The organism is Micromonospora sp. CPCC 205539 (assembly GCF_036906815.1).
Taxonomy (GTDB): Bacteria; Actinomycetota; Actinomycetes; order Mycobacteriales; family Micromonosporaceae; genus Micromonospora.
The window spans coordinates 20,046-44,278 of the sequence record NZ_JBAKHW010000045.1 but is presented as its reverse complement, the minus strand read 5'-3'; the positions used below and the strand labels follow the sequence as shown (position 1 = coordinate 44,278).

Genomic DNA, 24,233 nt, shown 5'->3' with positions numbered 1-24,233 from the left:
GGGCGCGGGCGCGTGCGGCGCGGGGCGCGGGCGCGTGCGGCGCGGGGCGCGGGCGCGTGCGGCGCGGGGTGCGGGGGACGTCCGGGCGGGGCGCGCAGCGTGATCGACACGACGTCGGTGAAATCGGGGTGTCTCGTCGAGCGGGACAGCCCGATAACGCTAATCGCGTGTTGATCATGAGTCGCGGGGCGCGGCGGGCGCCATGTCCGGCCCTCGCGACCCGGCCGATCGGTCGGGCGGCGGGTCACCGTGGTCGGTATTCGACCTCGGGGCGGCCGGGGGTGCCGTAGCGGGGTCGGCGCGCTGCCCGGTCGATGGTCACCAGGTATTCGAGGTAGCGACGAGCGGTTACGCGGGAGATGCCGGTACGCGCGCTCACCTCGGTCGCGGACAGCCCTGCACCCTCGCGGGACCCGTCGGTGAGCGCGTCGCGTACCCGGTTGAGGGTCTGCGCGTCGAGCCCCTTGGGCAGGCTGTGCCCGGCCGCGCCGCGCAGGGTGGCGAACATCTGGTCCACCTCGTGCTGGGCGGCCACCTGACCGTCGGCGAGGGCCTGCCGGCGGTAGTCGGCGTACCGCTCCAACTTGTCGCGGAACGCGGCGAACGTGAACGGCTTGAGCAGGTAGTGGGTCACCCCGAGGGAGACCGCGGTGCGGACCACCGCCAGGTCCCGGGCGGAGGTCACCGCGAGCACGTCGACGCTGCTGCCCGCCGCGCGCAGCGCCCGGCAGACGTCCAGGCCGTGCAGGTCGGGCAGTCGAAAATCGAGGAGTACGAGGTCCACGTCGCCGCCGTCGTTCGCGCGCAGCGCCGCCATGGCCGCCCGCGCCGTGTGCGCCACCCCGACCACCACAAAGCCGGGAACCCGTTCGGTGTACGCCGTGTGCGCCTCCGCCAGCAGCGGCTCGTCCTCGACGACCAGCACGCGGATGTCGGTCATGCCCGTGCTCCGCCGACGGGCAGGTGCACGGTGAACAGGCTCCCGCCGTCGTCGGAGCGGCCCACCTCGGAGCGGCCCCCGTGCCGGCGGACCACCTGCCCGATCAGCGCGAGGCCGAGCCCTCGGCCGGTGCTCTTCGTGGACCAGCCACGCCGGAACGCGTCCGCCACCCGATCTGGGGCCAGGCCGGGGCCACTGTCGCCGACCCGTACCACCAACTCGTCGTCGACTGTGCCCACGAAGACCCGTACCCGGCGGGGCGCCGGCGTGCCGGCCACCGCTTCGAGGGCGTTGTCGATCAGGTTGCCGACCACGGTGAGCAGGTCGTTGGTCGGCAGCGGGCTGTCGTCGAACCGGCAGTCGGGCTCGATCACCAGGTCCACCCCACGTCCGCCGGCCTGCGCCGACTTGCCCAGCAGCAGCGCGGCCAACGCCGGCTCGGTCACCGCGCCGACCACCCGGTCGGTCAACTGCTGGGCGACGACCAGGTCCCGGGTGCCGAGTTGGACGGCCTCGTCGGGGCGGCCCAACTCCACGAGGGTCAGCACGGTGTGCAGCCGGTTGGCCGACTCGTGGGTCTGCGCCTGCAACGCTTCGGTGAGCGCGCGTACCGAGTCCAGTTCGCTGGCCAGGGCGCGCAGCTCGGTCTGGTCGCGCAGGGTCAACACCGTGCCGAGGACCGCACCCTCGAAGCGGGTCGTCCGTTGGTTGGCCACCAGCACCCGGTCGCCGGTGAGGACCGGCTCGTCGAGCGCGTCCCGCCCGTCGCCGAGCAACTCGGCCACCGCGGGCGGCAGGTCGATGCCGGCCACCGGCTGGTCGGTCACCGGCGTGTCCGCGTCGAGCCCCAACAGCCGGCGGCCCTCGTCATTGATCAGCGCCACCCGCCGGTCGGTGGTCAGCACCACCAGACCCTCGCGCACCGAGTGCAGGACCGCGTCGTAGTACTCGTACATGCGGGTCATCTGGGCTGGCCCGAGACCGTGCGTCTGCCGACGCAGCCGGCGGCTGAGCAGCCACGAGCCGGTCGCGGCGAGGGCGAGCGCCGGTGCGGCCACGCCCAGCAGCACCGGCAACTGGCCGAGGAGTTTGCGGTTGATGTTCCGGGTGGTGATGCCCACCGAGACCAGGCCGATGATGCGCCGCTGGTCGTCGTACACCGGAACAACCGCGCGCACCGACTCGCCGAGCGTGCCGACGTTGGTGGTGGTGAACGGATGGCCGGCCAGCGCCGGCCCGATCTCCCCGACGAACGGCTGGCCGATCTGGTCCTGGGTCGGGTGCGAGAAGCGGGTCCGGTCGGGGGCCATCACCACCACGAAGTCGGTGCCCGTCGCATGCCGGGTCGATTCGGCGTACGGCTGAAGGGCGCTGGCCGGGTCGGCGGTCGCGAGGGCGGCGCGGACGTCGGGGGAGCCGGCCACGGTCTGCGCGACCGCGAGCACCTCCTCCTGGGCGGCCTGCCGGGTGTCGCTGCGGGCCAGCCAGAAGGCGCCCGCCGCGCCGGCCAGCACCAGCAGCGTCACCACCACCGCCTGGAGGGCGAACAGTTGCCCCGCGATGCTCCACTGTCGTCGGGCCACCTCCACCACCTCCTCTTGCGCCGCTGCCGTTGCTGCCTCCGCGGTGAACAGAATGACCGCAAGGCTGTCAACCGGTGAGAGGCGATTCACATTGTCGGCATGGACACCACCGCTTCCGCCACCGCACCGGCGCCGCCGGTCCGACGGGACCGTACCCGTTACCTCTACCTGGCCGTCATCGTGGCCGTGCTGGCCGGCATCGCGGTCGGCCTCGCCGCCCCCGAGTTCGGCAAGGAGCTCAAGCCGATCGGCACGGGCTTCGTCAACCTGATCAAGATGATGATCAGCCCGGTCATCTTCTGCACGATCGTGCTGGGCGTCGGCTCCGTGCGGCAGGCCGCGAAGGTCGGCAAGGTCGGCGGCCTCGCCCTCGGCTACTTCCTCATCATGTCGACCGTCGCGCTCGCCATCGGCCTGGTCGTCGGCAACATCATCCACCCCGGCTCGGGCCTCGACCTGGGTCAGGACCTCGCCGGCGCGGGCAAGGAGGCTGCCGGCACCGCGAGCGGCGACACCACCGAGTTCCTGCTCGGGATCATCCCGACCACCCTGGTCTCGGCGCTCACCCAGGGGCAGGTGCTCCAGACGCTGCTGGTGGCGGTGCTGGTCGGCTTCGCCGTGCAGTCCCTGGGCCGGCGCGGTGAGCCGGTGCTGAACGCCGTCGCGCTGATCCAGCGGGTGGTGTTCAAGGTGCTCGCCATGATCATGTGGCTGGCGCCGATCGGCGCGTTCGGCGCGATGGCAGCCCTGGTCGGCGCGACCGGCGTGGACGCACTCAAGAGCCTCGCCCAGATCATGCTCGGCTTCTACCTCACCTGTCTGATCTTCGTACTGGTGATCCTGGGCGCGCTGCTCTGGCTCGTGGCCCGGATCTCGATCTTCAGCCTGCTGCGCTACCTGGGCCGCGAGTTCCTGCTGATCCTGTCCACCTCGTCGTCCGAGTCGGCGCTGCCGCGCCTCATCGCGAAGATGGAACACTTCGGAGTGAGCAAGCCGGTCGTGGGCATCACGGTGCCGACCGGTTACTCGTTCAACCTGGACGGCACGGCCATCTACCTGACGATGGCGTCGCTGTTCATCGCGGACGCGCTGGGCAACCCGCTGTCCATCGGTGAGCAGGTGTCGCTGCTGCTCTTCATGATCATCGCGTCGAAGGGTGCTGCCGGGGTCACCGGTGCCGGGCTGGCCACGCTCGCTGGCGGGTTGCAGTCGCACCGACCGGAGCTGGCGGACGGGGTTGGCCTGATCGTCGGTATCGACCGCTTTATGTCGGAGGCTCGCGCGTTGACGAACTTCGCGGGTAATGCCGTGGCCACCGTGCTGGTGGGGACGTGGACCGGGGAGTTCGACCGGGAGCGGGCCGCGGGAGTGCTGCGCGGCGACGACCCGTTCGACGAGGCGACGATGGTGGACGAGCACGACGACTCGAGCGAGGACGAGCCGCGACGGTCCGAGGACGAGAAGGCAGCCACTCCGGCCTGACCCCGCGAGTCAGGACAATGAGCCGGGATCCTGCGGAAAATCAGCGAGATCCCGGCTTCACCCTGAGCCGGCCAGCCATATATCGGGCGTGATCGACTCGAGGTCGCCGAAATCGGGGCATCGGCCCTCGTGGGATACCGCGATATCGCCGACACCGAGTCGATCACGCGAAGGTGGCCGTCCTAAAGAGCCAAACTGAGGTGGCCATCCCCGGTCCAGTGCTGCATCTAGGCTTCCAACGTGACGCCCACCGAGATGCCACCCGTGGCGACCCCACGCGTCGCCGCGGGGGCCCTGTTCTTCAACGACGAGGGTCACGTGCTTCTCGTACGCCCGAGCTACAAGGACCACTGGGAAATCCCCGGCGGCTACGTCGAGCCTGGCGAGTCTCCCCGTGCAGCCTGCATTCGCGAGATCGAGGAAGAGCTGGGGCTCGAGATCTCGGTCGGCCCCATGCTGGTCGTCGACTGGGCGCCGGCAGAGGGCGAGGGCGACAAGCTCCTGTTCATCTTCGACGCCGGATCTCTCACTGCCGAGCAGGAACGTGCTGTCCGATTCGCCGACGGAGAACTCGACGAGTGGCGTTACGTGGCGGCGGACGCGTTGGAGCAATACACGGTGTCCCGGCTTGTTCGCAGAATCCGTGTCGCCCTAGCAGCTCGCCACAGCCGAATTGCTGCCTATGCCGAGCACGGCGAATCCCTCTGACCGGAGTTGTGGGTATCGTCCTTTGAGCCCGAGGGGGCCTGGCAATACCCCTCTCATGACTCCTGGGCGTCCACCGGCTCGGCTACCGTTGCGGACATGGACGACGTTCCGGTCGATCTCAGCGCCCACGGCTTGGCGCTCAATGACGAGGCCCTCGTGCTGGCCGATGATCCCGAACAGATGCTGGGAATCATGACCGCCGACCCCGGCTCCGCTTCGGCGGACGCCCTGCGATTGCTCGCGAGTTGGACGACGCGCGCAGCCGACGACACCACGCCGATCCGGCGCTGACCGCACCGGGTACATCCGCGAGCAACTGCCCTGGAGTACAACCATGCCCAAGACGATCGTCATCACCGGTGCCAGCGACGGCATCGGCGCGGCCGCGGCCCGACGCCTGCACGCGGACGGTCACACCGTTGTCGTCGTCGGCCGTTCACCGGAGAAGACCCGGTCGGTGGCGGCGGAGATCGGCAGCTCCCACCACGTCGCGGACTTCAGCCGCCTCCACGAGGTGCGGAGCCTCGCTGACACCCTCGCCGCGGCCCATCCGCGTATCGATGTGCTGGTGAACAACGCCGGCGGGGTGTTCGGCCAGCCGGAGCGCACCGTCGACGGCTTCGAGCAGACCTTGCAGGTCAATCATTTGGCGCCGTTCCTGCTCACCAATCTGCTCCTCGGCACGCTGATCCGCAGCCAGGCGTCCGTGATCCAGACCTCGAGTGTCGGTGCGCGCCTCTTCGGCAACCTCGACATCGACGACCTGGACAACGGCCGCAAGGTGTCGCCCAACAAGGCTTACGGCGACACCAAACTCATGAACATCCTGTTCACCCGCGAGCTGCACGCACGTTTCCGCGAGCGGGGTCTCTCGTCGGCCGCGTTCCACCCGGGCGCGGTCGCGACCAGCTTCGCGTCGGACACCACAAGCGCCATGCGATTCGTGTACGGCAATCCGTTGGGAAGACTCTTCCTCACGTCAGCGACGAAGGGCGCCGACCCGATGGTGTGGCTCGCCGAGGGAACAGCGGGCGCTGATTGGGTCTCCGGCCGGTACTACGAGGGGCGGAAGCCCGCGCGGCGTCTCAATCCGCAGGCGGAGGACGACCGACTGGCCCGCTTGTTGTGGGAGCGGAGCGCGACGATGGTCGGCCTGCCCGACGTGCCGTCAAAGGGATTTGATCCCGTCTGAGGCATCGTCGTCGCCACTGCTGGCCGGAGGCGTGTCGACGAGGACCTCGATCAGATCTTGCAGTTGTCGCGTCAAATCGGCCTGGCTCATGCCGCTGAGCGCCGGGGTCGCGACGACCTTGCGCATCAGCCACACCCCGGCGATCAGGGCCAGCAGCAACTCCCCGCGTGGTGCGGCGTGCGGCCCGGGCAGGGTGTCGGCCAGGCGCCGTCCCACGTGCTTCTCGATGCCCGCACGAATGATCTCGGCAGCTCGCGGATTGGCTGCGGATCGCAACATCAACAGAAACGGGTCCAGGTCGTTGGCGTCCGGCGCGGTCCGGGCAGCCAGGGTGGTTGCCGTCTGTGCGCTCAACTCGCTCGGGTCGTCGCTGACGACGGTGCGGGGTGCGAACGATCGGTCGACCGCCTCGGCGAACAGTTGCTCCTTGGAACCGAAGTAGCGGTTTACCAGCATCGCGGTCACCCCGGCGCCTCCGGCGACCTCGCGCACCCCGGCGCCGTCATAGCCCAGGCGGGTGAACGCCTCCACCGCTGAGTTGAGGATCGCCTCGCGGGTGGCGCTGGCGTCGCGCCGTCGTGGGGCCGTACCGGATTCGTCTGTGTCTGCCGTCACGTCTACGAGTGTAGACTACTTCGTTCCAGCGTGTCTACAGTCGTAGACATAGCAGCCTGATGGCAAGAGGATTGGGGAATCCCATGGACCTGCAACTGACCGGCAAGCGTGCCCTGGTGACCGGCTCGAGCTCCGGCCTCGGCGAGGCGATGGTGCGACTGCTCGCCGCCGAAGGCGCCCAGGTGGTCGTGCACGGCCGGGATGAGAAGCGTGCCACGGCGGTGGCCGAGGCGATCCGTGCAGACGGTGAGAAAGCGGACATCGCGCTTGGTGACCTGACGACCGACGAGGGTGCGGAGGCGGTGGTCACGGCGGCGCTGGCCGGCGGTCCCGTCGACATTCTGGTCAACAACGCCGGTGCCTACAAGCACCTCTCGTGGACCGACGCCACGCCGGACACCTGGCGCGAGACCTACGAGGGCAACGTCATTTCCGGTGTACGGATGATCCAGCGGCTCGTGCCGGCCATGCGTGAGCGTGGCTGGGGGCGCGTCATCACCATCGGTGGTGGCCTCGCGACCCAGCCGTTGTTCCAGCACCCGCAGTACAACGCCACGCTCGCCGCCCGACACAACCTGGCGGTCTCGCTCGCCCGTGAACTCAGGGGCACGGGCGTGACCTCCAACATCGTCGCGCCGGGCGCGATCCTCGTCGAGGCCGTCAAGGACCTGCTGACCGAGATCGCCCCCGCCCGGGGCTGGGGCGAGACCTGGGAGCAGATCGAGAAGGACGCGACGAACGAGCTGGTGCCCAACGACATCGAGCGCCTCGGTCGGCCGGACGAGATCGCGACCGCGGTCGCCTTCCTCGCCAGTCCGCTGACCGGCTACATCAGCGGTGCCAACATCCGCGTCGACGGCGGCCACATCCGCAACGTCACCTGATCGGTGGATCGATATCGCCGCGCGGGACGCCGGCACCACCTCAGCGTGGTGCCGGCGCTCGGGCCGCTGGTGTCGCATATGGGCTCTGACCTGGTCTTATGTTCCCTGCCCGGCTTATGGTGGGCTTGCCTCAGCGTCGTGGCGTGGACGTTTTCGTTCCATTGCTGACCTAAGCGCGAGTGCACCTTCCGGGTGGCACCGCATCGATGAGTCTGCCACTGCTGCTCACCCGTCGGTGGTGGTGATGCTCGACGGGTGAGGCCGTGGCGGCGCCGGAAGGGGGAGGAGATGTGGCCAATGGACCGAAGACAGGCAAGGCCGAGGAACGCCGGCCCGGCCGATGATCCGCGTCAGGCGTTGGAGCGGTGGATGGAGCAGCGGCTCAACGAGCTCGAGCGGCTGACCGAGGCCAAGTTGGCGAACGTCAACACCAAGATCGACGCACAGGCTGCGCAGGTTGGGCTGGCCCTCTCGGCGGCCGACAGGGCGGTGACGAAGGCGGAGATCGCCACCGAGAAACGATTCGAGAGCGTCAACGAGTTCCGGCAGACGCTCTCTGACCAGACCAAGACGTTCATCGCCAGGGTCGAGTTCGAGGTGGTGCGGGACAGTCATGCCGGGCATGTCGCCTCTCTGGCCAGCCGGTTGGACAAGCTTGAGGGCAAGGGGGTCGGGCTCAACGCCGGGTGGCTCTACCTGGTCGGTGGGCTCAGTGCCGTCGCCGCGTTGGTGGGTCTCTTCATGGCTTTCGCCTAGGTCGAAGCCCCGGCCGAGCGTGGGGATCGTCGCGGAAGGCTTGCGGTGACACTCCGAACGTGGCCGCGAAGACCCTGCTGAAGTGGGCCTGGGCGGGGAAACCCCAGCGGGCGGCGATGCGGTAGATGGGCAGTGTTCGTTGCAGGGGATCGCGCAGGTCGTGTGCGCAGCGTTCCAAGCGCTTCGTCCGGATGAGCTCCGCGACTGTCTGGTGTTCGGCCTCGAACGCTCGATGCAGGCTGCGGAGCGAGACGTGGTGTGCGGCTGCGACAACACTCGGCGAGAGGTCCGGGTCGCCGAGGTGCTCCTCGATGAACGCCTTGACCCGTACGCGCAGGCTGTGACCGCGTACCTCAATCGGTAGAGCGTCGGTGACGTCCAGACGCTGGGCAAGCGTCGCGGATATCAGGTTTCGCGCGACGGTGCCCAGGAGTGGGGCGTCGCTGTCCTCGTACTGCTCGGGGTGGGTCATGATCTGGTGCGCGAACTGGCTGAGCAGCACGCCCATGCCCTCGGTGGCGGGAATGTTGGTGCCGAGGACCTGCGCGATCTTGTTGGGATGCAGCGGTACGAGGTGGTGCGGGATCAGGATCGTCAGGGTGGTCAGCAGGCTTTCGTGCTGCGTCCGCCCTCGATGCGTCGACTGGTGCGGGCGGGACGTGTCGACGACGGCGAAGTGCCCCGGCCCGAACCAGTTCTCCCGCCGCTCCTGCTCCAACCCACCGTGCCCGGACAATGGCAGCGCGAACTGATACATCTCCGGGTCGCTCCGGCGGATGAACTTGCCGGTCCGCTGCATGTCCAGGGATGGGTACTGCCACAACGACAGCACCACCTCGCCCAGGCTTATGACCTCCGCCCGAGCGCGGAAGTCTCCTGCGTGCGCACTGTGGATCCGCATCGGGACCGACTCACGTGCCACCAGGTCGTGCCAGAACCCGAATCGCTCACCCTCGGGCACCGCGACGGTGTCCGCCGATCCTACGGTGAGCACTGGTCCCTCGATCCTCATCCACCGTGCCGACATGGCCGACGTCAGCGCTGTCGCACGATGGTATAGGTCGGTTTCAGCTCCCGGCCGCGCCGAGGACGTCCGGCTCCGCGCTGCCGGTGGCAGCGTCGCGTAGGCGTACCAAGGTCTCTTGTGCCGCTTGGCGCTGTTGGTCGAAGGCCTGCGGTTCGACGGCGGCCAGCTGCTCGAAGTATCGGACGCCCTCGGCGGTCAGGTCGATGACCTGCGCGGTGATGCTGCCGACGCTGAGCGCGACGGAGCCGACGTTGCGCAGCGACCTCGCCAGATCGGGAAGGTACGCGCCGCGGTTGGCGGCCGCCAACTCCCGACGCAGGTCGACGGCCTTCTGGACGGCTGCCACCGCCTCGGGCGCCTGCCCTGCCTCCGCCAGCCGATTCGCGTGGTTGTCGATCGCCGTGGCGAGGTTGGGGAGGTAGGCGTCCCGGTTGCCGGCAACCAGAGTTTCGTACAGGTCGACGGCTTCCTGGCTGGTGGTGAGCGCGTCGGCGTGCCGGCCCACGTCGCTCAGGCGGAGCGCGTGGTTGCTGACCGCCGTGGCGAAGTCGGGGAGGTAGGCGTCCCGGTTGGTGGCGACCAGGATCTCGTACAGCTCGACGGCTTCCTGACTGGTGGCGAACGCGTCGGCGTGCCGGCCCACGTCGCTCAGGCGGAGCGCGTGGTTGCTGACCGCCGTGGCGAGGTTCGCCAGGTACGCGTCCCGGTTGGCGGTAGCCAGGTTTCGGTACAGGTCGACGGCCTCCTGGCTGGCCGTCAGTGCGTCGGCCCAGCGTCCGGTCTCGGCGAGCCGGACGGCGTGGTTGCTGACCGTCGCAGCCAGGTCGGGGAGGTGGGCGTCTCGATTGGCGGCGGTCAGTTCGCCGAACAGGTCGACCGCTCTCTGGCTGGTGGTGAGCGCGTCGGTCCGCTGCCCGACCTCGGCCAGCCGGATCGCGTGGCTGTTGACCGCCATCGCCAGGCTGGAGAGGTAGGCGCTGCGGTTGACGGCGACCAGGTCCTCGCACAGGTCGACGGCTTGCTGGCTGGTGGTGAGCGCGTCGGTCCGCTGCCCGACCTCGGCCAGCCGGAACGCGTGGTTGGTGACGGCGGTGGCGAGGTTGGGAAGGTACGCGTCCCGGTTGTCGGTGGTCAGCTCCCCATACAGGTCGACTGCTTCCTGGCTCGTGGCGAGCGCTTCGGTCCGTCGCCCCACCTCGGCCAGCCGGATGGCGTGATTGCTGACCGCGGTGGCGAAGTCGGGGAGGTGGGCGTCGCGGTTGTCGGTGGTCAGCTCCCCGTACAGGTCGATGGCTTGTTGGCTGCTCGTGAGCGCGTCGGTTCGTCGGCCCACCTCGCTCAGCCGGATGGCGTGGTTGCTGACCGCCGTGGCGAGGTTGGGGAGGTAGGCGTCCCGGTTGTCCGCGCTCAGTTCCCCGTACAGATCGACGGCTTGTTGGCTGGTGGCGAGCGCCTCGGTTCGCCGGCCCACCTCGCCCAGACGCAGGGCGTGGTTGCTGACGGACATGGCCAGGTTGGGGAGGTAGGCGTCCCGGTTGGCGGCGGCCAGGTTCTCGTACAGGCCGACGGCTTGTTGGCTGGTGGCGAGCGCCTCGGTTCGCCGGCCCACCTCGCTCAGACGCAGGGCGTGGTTGCTGACGGACATGGCCAGGTTGGGGAGGTAGGCGTTCTGGTCGGCGCCGGTCAGCTCGCCGTACAGGTCGACGGCTTGTTGGCTGGCGGTGAGCGCCTCGGTTCGCCGGCCCACCTCGCTCAGTCGTATCGCGTGGTTGCTGACCGCCGTGGCGAAGCTGGGGAGATAGCTGTCCCGGTTGGCGGCGGCCAGGTTCTCGTACAGGTCGACCGCCTGTTGGCTGGTGGCGAGCGCCTCGGTTCGCCGGCCCACCTCGCCCAGACGCAGGGCGTGGTTGCTGACGGACATGGCCAGGTTGGGCAGGTGGGCGCCTCGGTCACCGGCGACCAGATCCCTGTTCAGGTCGACGGCCTCCTGGCTGGCGGTCAACGCCTCGGCCCGACGCCCCACCTCGCTCAGTCGAACCGAGTGCGTCGCGCTCCATCGTGCTCGGTCAGCCGCGGGGGTGCCCGCCGCGAACCCGGCCACGATCCGGGTGGTCATGGCCACCGCGAGCCGACTCAACTCCATCGACGGATACGGGATCGTCTCGGCGACCTGTCGCGCCCAGTCGAGATCGACATCGACGCCGGCGAGCACCCGCACCGCCCGGGCCGTGAACACCCCCGGGAACTGCACCCCCATCTGTACGACCGCCTCCACCATCCGCGGCACATCCGCCGCCAACGCCGTATCGATCAACACGTCCGCGTCAGCCTGGTGTGCCCGAGCCCGACCCAGCACCGTCAGCACCCGTACCGCCTGCCCGACGCTCAGCCCGACGAACACCCGGGCCTGCTCGGCAGGGACGCAGTCCCGCAGGACCCGCACCGCCAACGTCTCCGCCAGCAGATCCGGCTGCACGACGCCCAGCCCCGCCCCACCGGAGCTGTCCAAGGGGTACAGGCTGACAAGCCATCTGACGTACGCGGCCACCCGAGCCTGATCGGCGTCTGCCACCAGCGGAGTGCGTCGCACGATCCCCGCGACCTCGTCCGGATTGTCCGCGCCGACCAGCGCGGCGATCCCGACCACCTGCCGCAGCACCAGATCTGTCGCCGGATCGTCAACCGAGACCAGACCTGCCCGACGGGCGGCGAACCGCCAGTACCGTGCCTCGTGCCCCAGCACCTCGCCCAGAACGTCGTACCGGCCATGTCGGTGGGCACCGCGCAGAACCGTCACCAGCGCTTCGGCGTGCAACCGCAGCACCGGCGTATCTGTCGGCCACCCCTGGGGGCTGCTCAAGGGCGGCACCGGGCGTCCCAGATGCTCGGCGAACGCCCGTACGGCATCGGCGACGATCTCCTCAGGGTCGCGTTCCTCGATCCGCGCCGACACCTCGACCACCTGCGCGGCCCCGGCCAGCGCATCCACCAGATGCGCCTGCTGGGGGTACGCCGCTGACAACGTCTCCCACCACAAGCCCGCGCCCCGCGCCAGCAACAGCACCCGCACGCCGGTCGCCTGCTGCGCCGCGCACAGCAGCCCCGCCACGCCAGCGCGGTCCCGGGTCTCCGCGTAATCCACCACGAGCAGTGAGCGCGCCGGCAGGCTCCCGGACGCGATCAGCTTGGCCGTCTCCGCCTCGGCACCCGGCAGGATCCACCGACACTGCCAGCCCGACAACCGGCCGGCGAACTCCCGCGCCAACCGCGTCTTACCCACCCCACCCGCGCCGACCAGCAGCTTCACCACCACCGCGTCCCGGTCAGCCGCCCAGGCTGCCAACTCCTGAAGCAGCGAGCCCCGGCCGAAGAAGGCCACGACCGCCTGACCGGGATGCAGCAGCCACGCCACCGATGTGGGCAGCTCCGCCGACACGACACTCCGGATGGACTCATCCCGCCGCTGCCGCGCCTCCCGTGCCACAGCAACGCGATCAGCCACCGTCGGCCCGAACGCCCCCACCACTCCCGCGACAGCGGCGGACACCACCGTCCAGCCCTTCTTGTCGTCCACCAGCGCCGCCCAGGCTGCGAAGCCCGCGACCGCAGCCGGCACGACGACCCACCACACGCGCCGCCGCCAGGCGCCCCACCGGCCCGATGCCATGCCCGACACCGTACCGAGGGTCATCAAACAAACACGAGAATGATCTCTTGTGTGGTCCCGCCCCAGGAGCGCTAACGGCGAGTCTGATGCTGTTGGTCCACACCGAGGCACGCGAGGACCGAGGTCCCGGTCGCCGCCAGGAACAGTTGGAAATGGTACGGAGGGTCCGGCTGGGTCACGCTGGCGAGCCGTAGCGGCTGCTCCCCAAGGGCCAGGAGCGTGTCGACGGCCGCCGCGAACCCGAGAGTCGGGATGGCCCGTTCCCGCGTGTGAACCTCCCGCCTCCGGTGGGTGCTCGCAAGTATGTTCGCGGGGATCAAATCGTCGTCGACGGAGAAGGCGCCCCCCTGTTCAAGGGCCTGACGGCACGCAGTGTGCACCGGGCTGTCATCACCAAGTAGAAGAACCAGCTCCTCGCGCTCCATCGGGCGACGGTAGCCGCCCTACGTCTCGGCCGCCCTCGCGGAGATCGGCGGCGATCTGCTCGTCGGACACCGATCCGGCCACGAGCGGGGAGAACCGACGGACCACCTCGGGCGGGGCCGGAGGCTGCGGTGGGGCGTCGACCAGGACGCCACCGAAGTCCAGCAGGAGCGCGCGAGGCGAACGAAGCATGCCCGTCATCCTCCACCAACCGGCGGCGGCCCACGATTGGCCGCGAAACCCGCCGGCTCGGGGAAGAATGGTGGGCCGGGGAGGAGGGCGCTGCGACGAACCGGGGGACCAGGCGTGCTCGGAACCAGCCTCCTGGGCCGGCTTCGTCGCCGTGACCCGGGGTACGCCGTCCTGCGCCGCGCGGCACGGCTGACCCTCGTCGTCTGCGTCGTCTTCTACACCTGCCGTTACGGCCTCGGCAGCCCAGTGCTCGCCACGTACGCGCTGTTCGGCACGGTGGCCGCCGGCGTCTTCGCGCAACTGCCCGGCCCGGCGCGCCAGCGGGCGCGGATCCTGCTCACCGCACTGCCGGTGGTCTGGGCCCTGGTCACCGCGGGTTCGTTGCTGGCGGGGAGCACCTGGGCGGCGGCCGGCGGAATGCTGGTCATCGGGTTCGTCGTGGCGTTCGCCGGGGTGGGTAATCCGCGCCTGGTCGGGCTGGCCGGCGCGTTCCAGCTCTTCTACATCCTGGCGTCGTTCCCGCCGTACCTCCCGGGCGCCGTGCCGGTGCGGCTCGCTGGCGTGACGCTCGGCGTCGGGTTGCTCGCGGCGGCCGAGGTGGTCCTCTGGCCCGATCCGGTGCCGGTCTCCTATCGGCATCGCCTCGCCGAGGCGGCGGACCGGGTCGCGGCGTTCCTCGATGCCACGGCCAGCGCGCTGACCGACCCGCACGGCGGTCACGGTGGTCGGGACACGACGCGTGAGCGGGCGTACGCCGCGGTGGGTGAGCTCGCACTGCGTCGGGTCCCGCCGACCTGGGCACCGACCGCGGCCGATGCCCGTGACCGGGCACTACGGATCTGTGCGGCGGCGCTGCGTGGGGTGCTCGCCGACGCGGACCGTCTGGCGGCGGACACCCCACCGAAGCCGATCCCGGACCTCGCCGCGGCGCGGCTGCTGCGACAGCGCGCCGACACGACCCGTGCCTTTGGCCGAAGCCTGTCAACGGGTGCACCGCCGGTCGACCTTCACGACCTGGACGGCGCGATCCGGCAGGCCGAGGTGGCGTACCCGGCTGTGCAGGACGACGTACCCCGACTGTGCCGGGACGCCACCGCGTTGGCCCTGGCTGGCCAGGTGCGGATCCTCGGCGTCGGGGCCAGGGTGGCCGCCGGCTCGCGGCTCGGCGGTGCGGACGCCGACTCGGGGCTGTTCGAGTACGCGCGGCACGGTTCGTGGACGCTGTACTGGCAGCAGTTCCGCTCGCACCTGGTGCCCCGCTCGGCCCACCTGCACAGTGCGCTGCGGCTGGCCGTGGCGCTGGCCCTCGCCCGGGTGGCCGCCGGGACGTTGGAGCTCACCCACGGCTTCTGGGTACTCCTGGCCACCCTCACCGTTCTGCGCACGTCGGCCGCGGACACCCGCATGGCGCTGCGGCCCGCCGTGCTGGGCACGATCGCCGGCGCCGTCGTCAGCGGCGGGCTCGTGCTGGTCATCGACGACCCCATCGTGTACGCCGTCGCGCTGCCCTTCGCCCTGATGTCGGCCTTCGGGGTCGGGGCCCTGTTGGGGCCGGTCTGGCAGCAGGCGCTGTTCACCCTGCTGCTGACGGTCGTCTTCGTCCAGCTCAGTCCCGAAGGATGGCGGCTCGCCGAGGCCCGCCTGGTCGACGTCCTGCTCGGCGGGTCGATCGGTGTGCTCGTCGGGGTGGCGATCTGGCCGCGCGGCGCGAGCCGCGACCTGCGGCAGAACGCCGCCCGCTATCTGGCGACCAGCGGGGACGCGATCGAGCAGGCCGTTCAGGCGGTGCTCGGCGGCGCTCCGCCCGACCGGGTCCTCGACCGCGCCCACCGGAGGATGATCCTCGTCGACTCGTCCTACTGTCAGTACCACTCGGAGCGGCACGATCCGCCGGGCGAGCGGGTGGACTGGGACGACATTGTGAGCGCCGGGCACCGTGTGGTGCCCGGCGCCGAGTCGCTGCTGCGGCGCAACCCACCCGGCTGCCTCGCCGGTTGGCCTGCGGCGGGGGCGTTGCTGCGGGACTCCGCCGGGCAACTGCGTTCGGCGTACGACGATCTCGCCGACCGGATCGGGCATGGCCGGCCGACGGGCTCGACGCCCCCTGCGACCGGTTGCTCCGACGAACTCGACCGGATCGGCCCGTTGCTCGGTGGGGCGGGCCCCGGCGCCCCGGTGCGGCACGTCGTGGAGGTCGACCGGTGGCTCGCCAGTCTCGCCGACGGCCTCGCCCGGATCCGCCCGCCGTCGGGCGATGCGGCGGTTGGGCGGAACGGGAAGACCTGAGGTTCAGGGTCGACGCGGGGTCACCAGGGAACCGGGCCGTTGTCGTCGAAGAAACCGCCGGTCTCGCCGTCGTCGTCGACGGTCGCCCAGTACACCGATGCGCGTGCACCCTCGTCCGTGCTCTTCACGCCGCGGAAGTTGTTCAGGTCGGTGGCGACGTACCCCGGTGTCACTGAATTGATCTTGATGTGTGCCAGCTCCGGGTCGTCGAGGAAGGCGTTGGCGTACTTGACGGTCAGCATGTTCACCGCCGTCTTCGAGGCGGAGTAGGCGAAGGACTCGTGCGAGCGGGCGAACATCGAGCCCTTCTCGGTGGCCTTGGCGAAGATGGCGGAGTCGCTGGCCAGGTTGACGATCCGCGGCGCTCGCGACTTCCGCAGCAGGGGCAGCATGGCGTGGATGACCCGTACGGTGCCGAACACGTTCGTCTCGAACTCCGGGCGCAGGTCGTCGGCCGAGACCTCGATGGCCGGCTTGCGGATGAGCATCCCGGCATTGTTGACCAGGGCGTCGAGGTGGCCGTACTCGCGTTCGACGAGCTCGGCCGCCCGCGTGACGGACGCGTCGTCGGTGACATCGATCTGCACCGGGCGGACCGCCAACCCGGCGTCGGCGAGTTCCTTGGCGGCTGCGGCGCCGCGCTCGGCGTCACGGCTGCCCAGGAGAACGGTGTGACCGCGTTCGGCGAGCTGGCGTGCGGTGGCCAGGCCGACGCCCTTGTTGGCGCCTGTGACCAGGGCGATCTTGTCGGTGGACATTGGTCTTCACTCCCTCGGGTGCGGGGCACGTAGGATGAGAACTGATAGTGCCCCTACACTTTTAGCGTAGGCTGCCTACGTTTAACAACACGGAAGGTGACATGTGACCGTCCCCACGTCGCGGCGACCGAAACGCGCGGACGCCCGCCGCAACTTCGACGCGCTGCTCGCCACGGCCCGGGACGCGTTCGCCGAGGACGGTGCGCAGGCCTCGCTCGAGGAGATCGCCCGGCGGTCCGGGGTGAGCATCGCGACCTTGTACCGCAACTTCCCCACCCGCGAGGACCTCGTCGAAGAGGTCCACCGCGAAGAGGTGGAAGCCCTGTGCCGCGTGGCCACCGAGCTCGACGACCTCGACCCCTGGGAAGCGCTCGTCACCTGGCTGCGCCGCTTCGTCGACTACATCGGCACCAAGCTCGCCTTCGCCGACGCGCTCAACCGCACCAGCGACAGCTTCCAGGCGTGCCGTCGGGCGATGCGCGACGCCGGCACCCCGCTGCTCGAACGCGCGCAACGAGCCGGCGTCGCCCGCCCGGAGCCGTCGATCGACGACATCCTGCGAATGATCTCGGGCGTCAGCACCGTCTCGTACGTCGACGAGGCCCAACGCGAACGCGTCCTGGACCTGACCATCGCCGGGCTACGGGCTCGTTGAGCGCTCGGCCGGATCCGGTGCGGCGATCCGTGGGATCCGGTCACTCCGGCCGGAGGGTCAGGTCGGGTCGTCGTCGAACGTCAGAGTCAAGGTGCTGTGGTAGGCCACCGAGGTGCCGTGCTGCTTGGGGGCCTCGGGCGGCTCGACGTCCCCCGTCCAGACCTTCGCCGCGCGAAAGGCGAAGCCGTCCTGGCCCACCGCCTCGGCGCGGAAGGAGACAGGCTGCCCCGGCGTCAACTGCCGGTAGCCGTCGGTGGCGATGGCGGAGAAGTGCACCCAGCAGCCGCCGGGCACGTCCGGCCCGTCGATGACACCCCAACCCTCGTCCGCGCTGAAGGTACGGACCGACCCGACGCTCGTCACCGCCCTATTCTGCGGCCAACTCATAGCACTGCCTGCACGGGCTGCCCCGTCTCAATCTGCTCGAAAAGGTCCGCGACCGCTATGCCGTCGTAGCTGAGGAGAAGCTGTCGGAGTTGTTCGAGGGCCTTGGCATGCACGGATTCATCGAGCCGAAGGTCACGGACCACCCGGGACCACTTCAGGTAGTTGTCGGCCGTCGTAGCCAACTGGTGGAGGCCGCAGTGGTTGTCGCGCATCGTCCGCAGTTGGCGCGCGAGGGCCGGCCAGCGCGCGACCACCTCGGCGACGAGGACCAGGTGCTGCGACAGTGCGACCATGTCGGCTAACGACATGTCAGGGTTCTGGAGCAGCATTCGGCGCACGTAGAACTGCCAGATCGTCACCAAGCGCTTGCTTTCCCGCCCGGACGGCTCGGGGGCGGCGAGTATCCGTTCGAGCAGTATGCGCCGGACCTTCTCGTCACGCTCGACATAGCCGCGCCGGATTGCGGCCCGTTGGACGTGCCCCGGCGCGGGCTCGGCCGGTGCCGACGTACCGCCCTCTACCGCGGGGGCGGGGGGCGTCGACGTACCAATCTTCTCAGGCACCTCGGCGACCGAGGCGGGGGACAAGCGTTCCGTTCGGAGAAGGTCGTTCAGGTATCCCTCGACGCGTTCCTCAGACGGACGAGGCAGGGTTACCGGGAGTTGGATCAACTTTCGTAGGAAACTCCAACCGGGAGTCGGGTCGTCCCCGTGGCACAGGGCCTCACTGCTGACGTGCACGTATGCCTCGTTGACCTGCGCCGCGACTGCCACCAGGTCCAGCCCGATCACAAATCGACAGCCCGCGAGATTGCCGGACAGAAACAGATTGATCGCCTGCAGCACCTCAGTCACCGCCTGCGGATTGCAGCGATCGAGGTCGTCGACGAACACGACGAGTTCGCGCCCGGACTCCCGCAGGTGATGGAGGACCAAGGCGACGTCGTGCTGAACGAGGTAGAGGCTGCCGGACTGAGCGTGGTAGAGCGGGTCCCGCAAGCTCGGATCAGGGCTGGCGACGGCGAGACCGCCGCTGAGGACCGGGCCCTCGAACAGTTCCTCGGGCAGGAACGCGGCAGCTCGACCGAACAGATATCGGCAGGCCGTGTGGAGCAGGCCCAGCGTAAGGACAAGGGCTGGTAGAAGCCAGGCAAGGGCGAGCGGTGTCATTCCGAGGACGCGTGCTGTGGTCTCCGGTCGAAGGAGTTGAACCACAACCGGCACCGTGGCGACTATCGCGGAGAGCCGCAGCAGGGGAGATGCCACGCCCTTCCACAGCTGACGTCGTAAGCGGCTTACGTCGAGGCGTTCCGCGTTCCGCGCGAACCAGAAGCGGCGTGCGGCTCCGGGACTCCCGCAGATGGCGGAAACTGCGGCTCGGGTGATGACCTTGGTCAGGCCGGCCCATAACTGTTCGCTGGACTGATGGGCCCATGGTTCGAAACGGGCCACCATCGGCGGCCGCTGCCGAGTCGGCTTTGGCTCGGCGTGCGGCTTCTCGTCCCACCCGGGCTGCGACCGCCGCCACACCGACAGCAGTCGGTGGGCCCCGAGAGCTGTCAACCGCCGGGAGCGCTGCCACTCGGTCCAGCCGCGTCGCCGCGACCAGGTCGCACGGTCACTGCTCTTCCAGTTGCTCGCGTTCATCCTCAGCCGGTCATGGATCAGCCGCATGATCGTGGTCTTGCCACTGCCCCAGGGGCCGTCGATGGCGATGACGCGGGGACCCTCGTGGTCCTCCGGCCACTTCCCGGGCCGTTCCTCCTCGGTGTCTTCGATGGGCCAGCCAGCCGCATTGGCCCAGTCCGCCCTGCTGCCGTTCGGCGAGAGGAGGTCGACGAGCACGTCGACGAGGGCGCCGCGCCCGAGCTGGTCCACCGAGGCGGGAGCGTCGGTGAAGCCTCGGGTGCCGATGTCGGCGCGGACCGACGATGGCGGCTCCTCGGCAGGACCAAGGGCTGCTTCCCGCGCCGTATCGCCTGGATCTTCGGTCTCGCCATGATCCTCGATCGGATCGGATTGCACGCCGAATCGCCTGAGGAAGGCGCGGATCAGGTGGCCCGGAACCGCGAAGCCTCCGAATCTCGAATTGGCTGCCTTCACCACGCCGACCAGGTGACCCGTCTCGAGTTCAACGACCGGGCCTCCGGACATGCCGGGCCCGAGCTCGCCGCCGCGGAGTCGAAGAAGGTCGCCGGTCGACCCCTCCAGCTCGAGCCGTCCGACCCACAACTCCGGACTGGCGACGGAGATGCCTTGCACGTAGCCGTACACGTTGAGCTGAGAACCCGCGGGCGGCTCGACCTGGCTGACCGTCAGGATGGCGTGATCGATCCCGGTAGCGTCCCTGAGCTGGAGCAGGGCCAGATCCGGTAGGTTACGACTTGATTGGCCGCTCCCGCCGCCCATTGGCTCCGAGGCCAGCACGGTGGCCGGCAGCGGCGTGCCACGCCAGGTCACGAGGGCCGACCCGGCTCGGTTTGGGACCACGACGTGTGCACAGGTGAGCACGAGACCGGACCCGACGAAGACGCCGCTCCCGTAGGGCCGGCCTTCGTCGTCTGCGACGACGACCACCGCTTCTGCTGCCCGGGCCAGTTCCGGCGATGTCACAAGAGTCTCCGATCCCGTCAATGTGATGATCGCAGGGCTGGCCATGGGGCTCAGCAGGCTCGGTCGTGGACGAGGGGGTGCTCGGTTCCTCGATCCGGGTCAGGGGATGATGGGCAGCCCGCCGTGGTAGAGATGTTCGAATTGACGGTGGATCCAGAGGATTCGGCCGTCGGGGCGCACAACCTTCCGGAGGTCGGCGAGGGTGACGTCCTGGGCGCGCAGCATCACGTGCAGTGTCCGGAGGGCGGCGCCCTGCGCGACGACCAGGGACGTCGGCGGGTTGGTGGTCCGTTCGACCAAGCCGGCGCTCTCGTCGCGAGCGGAGAGGTGGGTTGCCGCCTCCGCGGCGACGTTCAGTGTCTCGCTCGCCAGCGAAACCTGCTCTTCGATGGCCTTCCACTGCTCTTCGTTGAAGTCGAGTTTGAGTTCGGCCAAGCCCAAGCCCAGGAGGGGCTTGAGGAGCATGGTGGTGGCCTGCAAGAGCGGAACCGCTTTGGTCCACCACTCGCGCGGTACGTCAACGGAGTAGACACCGGCGTCCGGCCGGCCGGGCTCAAGAACATGAACGGGTTGAAGAGAGTGCTCGCAGTAGAGCGTCAACCTCATCACCGTGGTTGTCCACTGTGGTGCGAGGAATGATGGCTCGACGGGGATGAGGGTGAACAACCGCGGCCCGTCGGCGGCCTCGTCGTTGAGCTGCCACATCAACGCGTTGAGCTTTGCGTTCACGCCTGCGAGATTGGCCTTGAGGCTGTCACTGAGCTCGGTGACCCGCTGACTCAGTCCGCGGACATTCCTGCCCACCAGGGCTACCCCGTCCTGCAGTGCGACGAGGGCGTCGTCGGCGGCTCGTGAGCCGCCCAGCAGCGAGTCGATTGCCGGGAACGCGTCGCACCCCGATATCGGGCATTGCGCGATGCTCTGGCCGTGCGCGTCGCGCAGCTTGATGAGCTTGTCGACATCGAACAATCCGGCGCCCGGCGTGGACAGGCCGCACTCCTCGCGGCAGGCGACCAGGGCGACGGTGGTCAGGCCGGGCCAGAACCTCTCGATGCAGTAGCGGATCTCGTCGGTGACCTGTCGAAGATAGGTGACGGCGTCCGGCCCGCGAACCTGGACCTGGACACCGACCCCGGTGCGGACGGTGAGCAGCGCTCGGGCGCCGTACCGGCTCTGGATCACCATGCCCTGCTGCCAGTGCACGCCCTGCAAGGAGTCGGGCTCCGTGTAGCGCTGATGGTGCAGTCGAACGATGAGCCGGTACATCAGGGCGTCGGGAATGACCACACGACCTGCGGGGCCTTCGGAAATTCGGCACACCTCCAGGGACTCGCGGTCGCCGGGGCGAAACTCGACCCATGCCTGCTGCAGGTCCGGCTGGGCGGCGGGGACGAGTTGCGCGATGAGGCTCACCGGTTCCGGGGATGCGTCGAACGAGACCTGGTAGGTCAGCTCGAAGCGACCCATGAGTGCGAGGAACAGGCGCTGCTGTTCTCTCGTGTACGGCGTGCCGCCAGCGGACTGCGGGGTACCCCACAAGCTGCCGAGCATGCGGTGCGGAACAAGCCCGAGGGCGTCGACCGCGTCGCGACTGTCGAGTACGGCGGCGATCGCGACGTTGAGCCAGTCCGGTTGCAGGATCACGAAGGAGGCCAACGCGTCGTCGTCCGCGTAGTAGATCCACTTGCCCAGGTGGTGAGCGTTACTGGCCAGCGTCCTCGCCTGGAAGGCGGTAAGCCCCTGCGCTGCGGCCACAGACTCGTAATCCCGGTAATCAATCACCTGCTGATGGCTGTCGGCAAGCGCATCGATCGTCCGCTGCCAGCTGGCGGGATAGGTCCGGCGCACGTGCGGGAGCGCGTCGGCCGTAGCCGCGATCGCCTCCCGTAGTGCCTTCAGCCGGTCATCCGAAATCGCGCTGTCGACCTCGTAGAAACCCACGATCAGGCTGCCGAAGCGCTGCCTCAGGTGGGCTTCGTCGATGGCATCGGCCCGTGACGACGGCCCGCCGTGAGAGGCGACCACGAGAACCCGCGCATCGGGGGCTCGGTGGGCGATCATGGCGATCCAGGACTCCACCATTCCCGCCGCGACACCCGGACGTGGCTTCCAGACCACGACGTACACGGCTGGTGTGCTGAAGAACAACTGGTGTGCGGGTTGGTACGCCTGCTGGCCCCCGAAGTCCCACCCGTTCAGAGTTATCGCACGGCCAGCATGGCTGACCACGAGTGACTTGATCTCCATGCCCTGGGTCTGCCGACGGTCCCTCCAGGGCTCATCTCGAAGCGCCCCGAGCAATGAGCTCTTCCCTGCTTCGCCGGCGCCGACAAACAGCAGTTTCGCCTCGGAGACCGCGACGCCATCAGCGGCGACCTCGCGGAGGAACGCCAGCAGTGGTTGTGTGCCTTCCGCTTCGGCGGCGAGGACCTCCGGTGGCAGTGGGTTGTGGTCGACGACGAGCACACGGAGCTCCGGGAGGCGACCGAGTGCCTCGGGAAGGAACCGCAGCTCGTTGCCATCCAGGTGCAGCTCGTCGAGGTGAGTCCATGCGGCGACGGCGTCGGGTAGGGCGCGGAGACGGTTGTTGGTCAGGTCCAGAGTGGTCAACGAAGTCCATGCAGCCGCGTTGGGTAGGGCGTTGAGCTGATTGGTCTCCAAATCCAGCATGCGGAGGGAGGTCCATGCGGCCGCGGCGTCGGGCAAGGTGCCGAGGCGGTTATTGGACAGGTCCAACGTGGTGAGGGACCTCCAGGCGGATACCGCGTCGGGTAGAGCGTCGAGGAGATTTCGGTGCAGGTGCAGGCTGGTAAGGGAGGTCCACCCGCTGACGGTGTCGGGTAATGCGCTGAGTTGGTTGCCGGTCAGGTACAGGTCCGTGAGGGATCTCCACCCGGAGATGGCGTCGGGCAGTGCGTCGATCCGATTGTCCTGGAGGTACAGAACGGTGAGGGAGGTCCATGCGGCGACCGCGTCGGGCAGGGCGGCGAGCTGATTGTGGTCCGCGTCGAGCCGGGTCAGAGCAGTCCACGCACCGACCGTCTCGGGCAGGGCGGTGAGCTGATTGTGGTCCGCGTCGAGCCGGGTCAGAGCAGTCCACGCACCAACCGTCTCGGGCAGGGCGGTGAGTTGGTTGCGCTGCGCGTCGAGCCGGGTCAAGGAAGTCCAGGCGGCGACGGCAAGGGGCAGGGCCGTGAGCCTGTTGTAGGTCAGGTAGAGGCTGGTGAGTGAAGTCCAGGCGCCAACAGCGTCGGGTAGGGCGGTGAGCCGATTTTCTCCCAGATAAAGGTCGGTGAGGGAGATCCACCCGGTGACGGCGTCGGGTAGGGCGGTGAGGTGATTACTTTCCAGGTACAGGTTGGTGAGGGAGGTCCAGGCGGCGACGGCGTCGGGTAGGGCGGTGAGCTGGTTGTCGGTCAGGTACAGGGTCCTGAGGCAGGTCCAGGCGGCGACCACGTCGGGTAGGGCGGTGAGGTGATTACTTTCCAGGTACAGCTCTGTGAGGGACGTCCAGGCGGCGACGGCGTCGGGTAGGGCGGTGAGCTGGTTGTCGGTCAGGTACAGGGTCGTGAGGCAGGTCCAGGCGGCGACGGCGTCGGGCAGAGCCACGAGTTGGTTGTAGTCCAGGTGCAGCTCTTTGAGGGAGGTCCAGGCGTTGACCACGTCGGGTAGTTCGCTGAGGTGGTTGCTGTCCAGGTACAGCTCTGTGAGGGACGTCCAGGCGGCGACGCCGTCAGGCAGGGCATCCAGCTCGTTGTCGGCCAGGTTGAGGCTGGTCACCCTCCCGAGCGCGGGCGTCTCTCGCAGAAGTTGAGCGAGCTCGTCGCTGGTGAGACGAAGACCACTCAGGTCGACACGGCCATGTTCAGCAGCATGTATGCGGTCCTTGGCTTCGACCAGTGCGCCGTCATCACCCATGCCGAAGTAGCGTAGTCCGGCGGACACGGTCAGTGCCGGCAGGACGAGGCGCGCTGGCGTAACGGTGTGACATCAGTCCGCAGGACTGCCTGGTGCGCCTACATCGGTCCATGCTGCCTGCTCAAGAAAAGAAATCAGCGCAGGCCGC

The 24,233-nt window shown here is 69.0% G+C and carries 18 protein-coding genes; 8 read left to right on the top strand and 10 right to left on the bottom strand.

Annotated features, from left to right (window positions below; genetic code table 11):
• Positions 1–244: 244 nt before the first annotated feature.
• Positions 245–940 carry a response regulator gene (locus V6V47_RS28205; RefSeq protein ID WP_334631408.1) on the bottom strand — a complete coding sequence of 232 codons (696 nt, stop codon included), beginning with the start codon at positions 938–940 and terminating at the stop codon, positions 245–247.
• Positions 937–2,523 carry a sensor histidine kinase gene (locus tag V6V47_RS28200; protein WP_334631407.1) on the bottom strand — a complete coding sequence of 529 codons (1,587 nt, stop codon included), beginning with the start codon at positions 2,521–2,523 and terminating at the stop codon, positions 937–939. The genes V6V47_RS28205 and V6V47_RS28200 overlap by 4 nt, the downstream gene beginning before the upstream one ends.
• A gap of 99 nt (positions 2,524–2,622) precedes the next feature.
• On the opposite strand from V6V47_RS28200, the gene V6V47_RS28195 reads away from it, so the two are divergent.
• The 4 genes from V6V47_RS28195 to V6V47_RS28180 all read left to right on the top strand — a co-directional run bounded on the left by V6V47_RS28195 (position 2,623) and on the right by V6V47_RS28180 (position 5,905).
• Positions 2,623–4,005 carry a cation:dicarboxylate symporter family transporter gene (locus tag V6V47_RS28195; RefSeq protein ID WP_334631406.1) on the top strand — a complete coding sequence of 461 codons (1,383 nt, stop codon included), beginning with the start codon at positions 2,623–2,625 and terminating at the stop codon, positions 4,003–4,005.
• 240 nt (positions 4,006–4,245) lie between these two features.
• Positions 4,246–4,713: an NUDIX hydrolase gene (locus V6V47_RS28190; protein WP_334631405.1), complete on the top strand. Its 468-nt coding sequence runs from the start codon at positions 4,246–4,248 to the stop codon at positions 4,711–4,713.
• A 96-nt stretch (positions 4,714–4,809) separates the two neighbouring features.
• Entirely contained in the window at positions 4,810–5,004 is a 195-nt protein-coding gene (locus V6V47_RS28185) for a hypothetical protein (protein WP_334631404.1), read from the top strand.
• A gap of 43 nt (positions 5,005–5,047) precedes the next feature.
• Positions 5,048–5,905, top strand: coding sequence for an SDR family NAD(P)-dependent oxidoreductase (locus V6V47_RS28180; protein ID WP_334631403.1), 858 nt, complete (start codon positions 5,048–5,050; stop codon positions 5,903–5,905).
• Here the strand turns inward: V6V47_RS28180 and V6V47_RS28175 are convergent.
• Complete coding sequence (locus tag V6V47_RS28175) at positions 5,882–6,520, bottom strand: TetR/AcrR family transcriptional regulator (protein WP_334631402.1); 639 nt, start codon at positions 6,518–6,520, stop codon at positions 5,882–5,884. The two genes, V6V47_RS28180 and V6V47_RS28175, sit on opposite strands and share 24 nt — an antisense overlap.
• 83 nt (positions 6,521–6,603) lie before the next feature.
• Here V6V47_RS28175 and V6V47_RS28170 point away from each other — a divergent pair, with 83 nt between their 5' ends.
• On the top strand, positions 6,604–7,404 hold the full coding sequence (locus V6V47_RS28170; protein WP_334631401.1) for an SDR family NAD(P)-dependent oxidoreductase: 801 nt from the start codon (positions 6,604–6,606) through the stop codon (positions 7,402–7,404).
• Positions 7,405–7,701: 297 nt separating this feature from the next.
• Entirely contained in the window at positions 7,702–8,160 is a 459-nt protein-coding gene (locus V6V47_RS28165) for a hypothetical protein (protein ID WP_334631400.1), read from the top strand.
• Here the strand turns inward: V6V47_RS28165 and V6V47_RS28160 are convergent.
• The 3 genes from V6V47_RS28160 to V6V47_RS28150 form a co-directional block, all read right to left on the bottom strand.
• Positions 8,144–9,154, bottom strand: a complete 1,011-nt coding sequence (locus V6V47_RS28160; protein ID WP_334631399.1) for a helix-turn-helix domain-containing protein — start codon at positions 9,152–9,154, stop codon at positions 8,144–8,146. The genes V6V47_RS28165 and V6V47_RS28160 overlap by 17 nt on opposite strands.
• Positions 9,155–9,227: 73 nt before the next feature.
• Positions 9,228–12,854, bottom strand: a complete 3,627-nt coding sequence (locus V6V47_RS28155) for a tetratricopeptide repeat protein (protein ID WP_334631398.1) — start codon at positions 12,852–12,854, stop codon at positions 9,228–9,230.
• Positions 12,855–12,925: 71 nt separating this feature from the next.
• Positions 12,926–13,279, bottom strand: a complete 354-nt coding sequence (locus tag V6V47_RS28150; protein ID WP_334631409.1) for a hypothetical protein — start codon at positions 13,277–13,279, stop codon at positions 12,926–12,928.
• A 304-nt stretch (positions 13,280–13,583) separates the two neighbouring features.
• On the opposite strand from V6V47_RS28150, the gene V6V47_RS28140 reads away from it, so the two are divergent.
• Positions 13,584–15,755, top strand: a complete 2,172-nt coding sequence (locus V6V47_RS28140; RefSeq protein WP_334631397.1) for an FUSC family protein — start codon at positions 13,584–13,586, stop codon at positions 15,753–15,755.
• 20 nt (positions 15,756–15,775) lie between these two features.
• On the opposite strand, the gene V6V47_RS28135 is transcribed toward V6V47_RS28140, so the two are convergent.
• Positions 15,776–16,513 (bottom strand): SDR family oxidoreductase, encoded by a 738-nt coding sequence (locus tag V6V47_RS28135; RefSeq protein ID WP_334631396.1) that lies wholly within the window; start codon positions 16,511–16,513, stop codon positions 15,776–15,778.
• Positions 16,514–16,616: 103 nt separating this feature from the next.
• Here V6V47_RS28135 and V6V47_RS28130 point away from each other — a divergent pair, with 103 nt between their 5' ends.
• On the top strand, positions 16,617–17,168 hold the full coding sequence (locus V6V47_RS28130) for a TetR/AcrR family transcriptional regulator (RefSeq protein ID WP_334631395.1): 552 nt from the start codon (positions 16,617–16,619) through the stop codon (positions 17,166–17,168).
• 57 nt (positions 17,169–17,225) lie between these two features.
• Here V6V47_RS28130 and V6V47_RS28125 read toward each other — a convergent pair whose 3' ends face one another.
• The 3 genes from V6V47_RS28125 to V6V47_RS28115 are packed head-to-tail and all read right to left on the bottom strand — an operon-like array spanning position 17,226 to position 24,085.
• Positions 17,226–17,531, bottom strand: coding sequence for a cold-shock protein (locus V6V47_RS28125; RefSeq protein ID WP_334631394.1), 306 nt, complete (start codon positions 17,529–17,531; stop codon positions 17,226–17,228).
• A 20-nt stretch (positions 17,532–17,551) separates the two neighbouring features.
• A complete protein-coding gene (locus V6V47_RS28120) occupies positions 17,552–20,212 on the bottom strand; it encodes a P-loop NTPase fold protein (RefSeq protein ID WP_334631393.1) in 2,661 nt (886 codons plus the stop codon).
• Positions 20,213–20,266: 54 nt separating this feature from the next.
• Positions 20,267–24,085, bottom strand: a complete 3,819-nt coding sequence (locus V6V47_RS28115; RefSeq protein ID WP_334631392.1) for a COR domain-containing protein — start codon at positions 24,083–24,085, stop codon at positions 20,267–20,269.
• Positions 24,086–24,233: the final 148 nt, after the last annotated feature.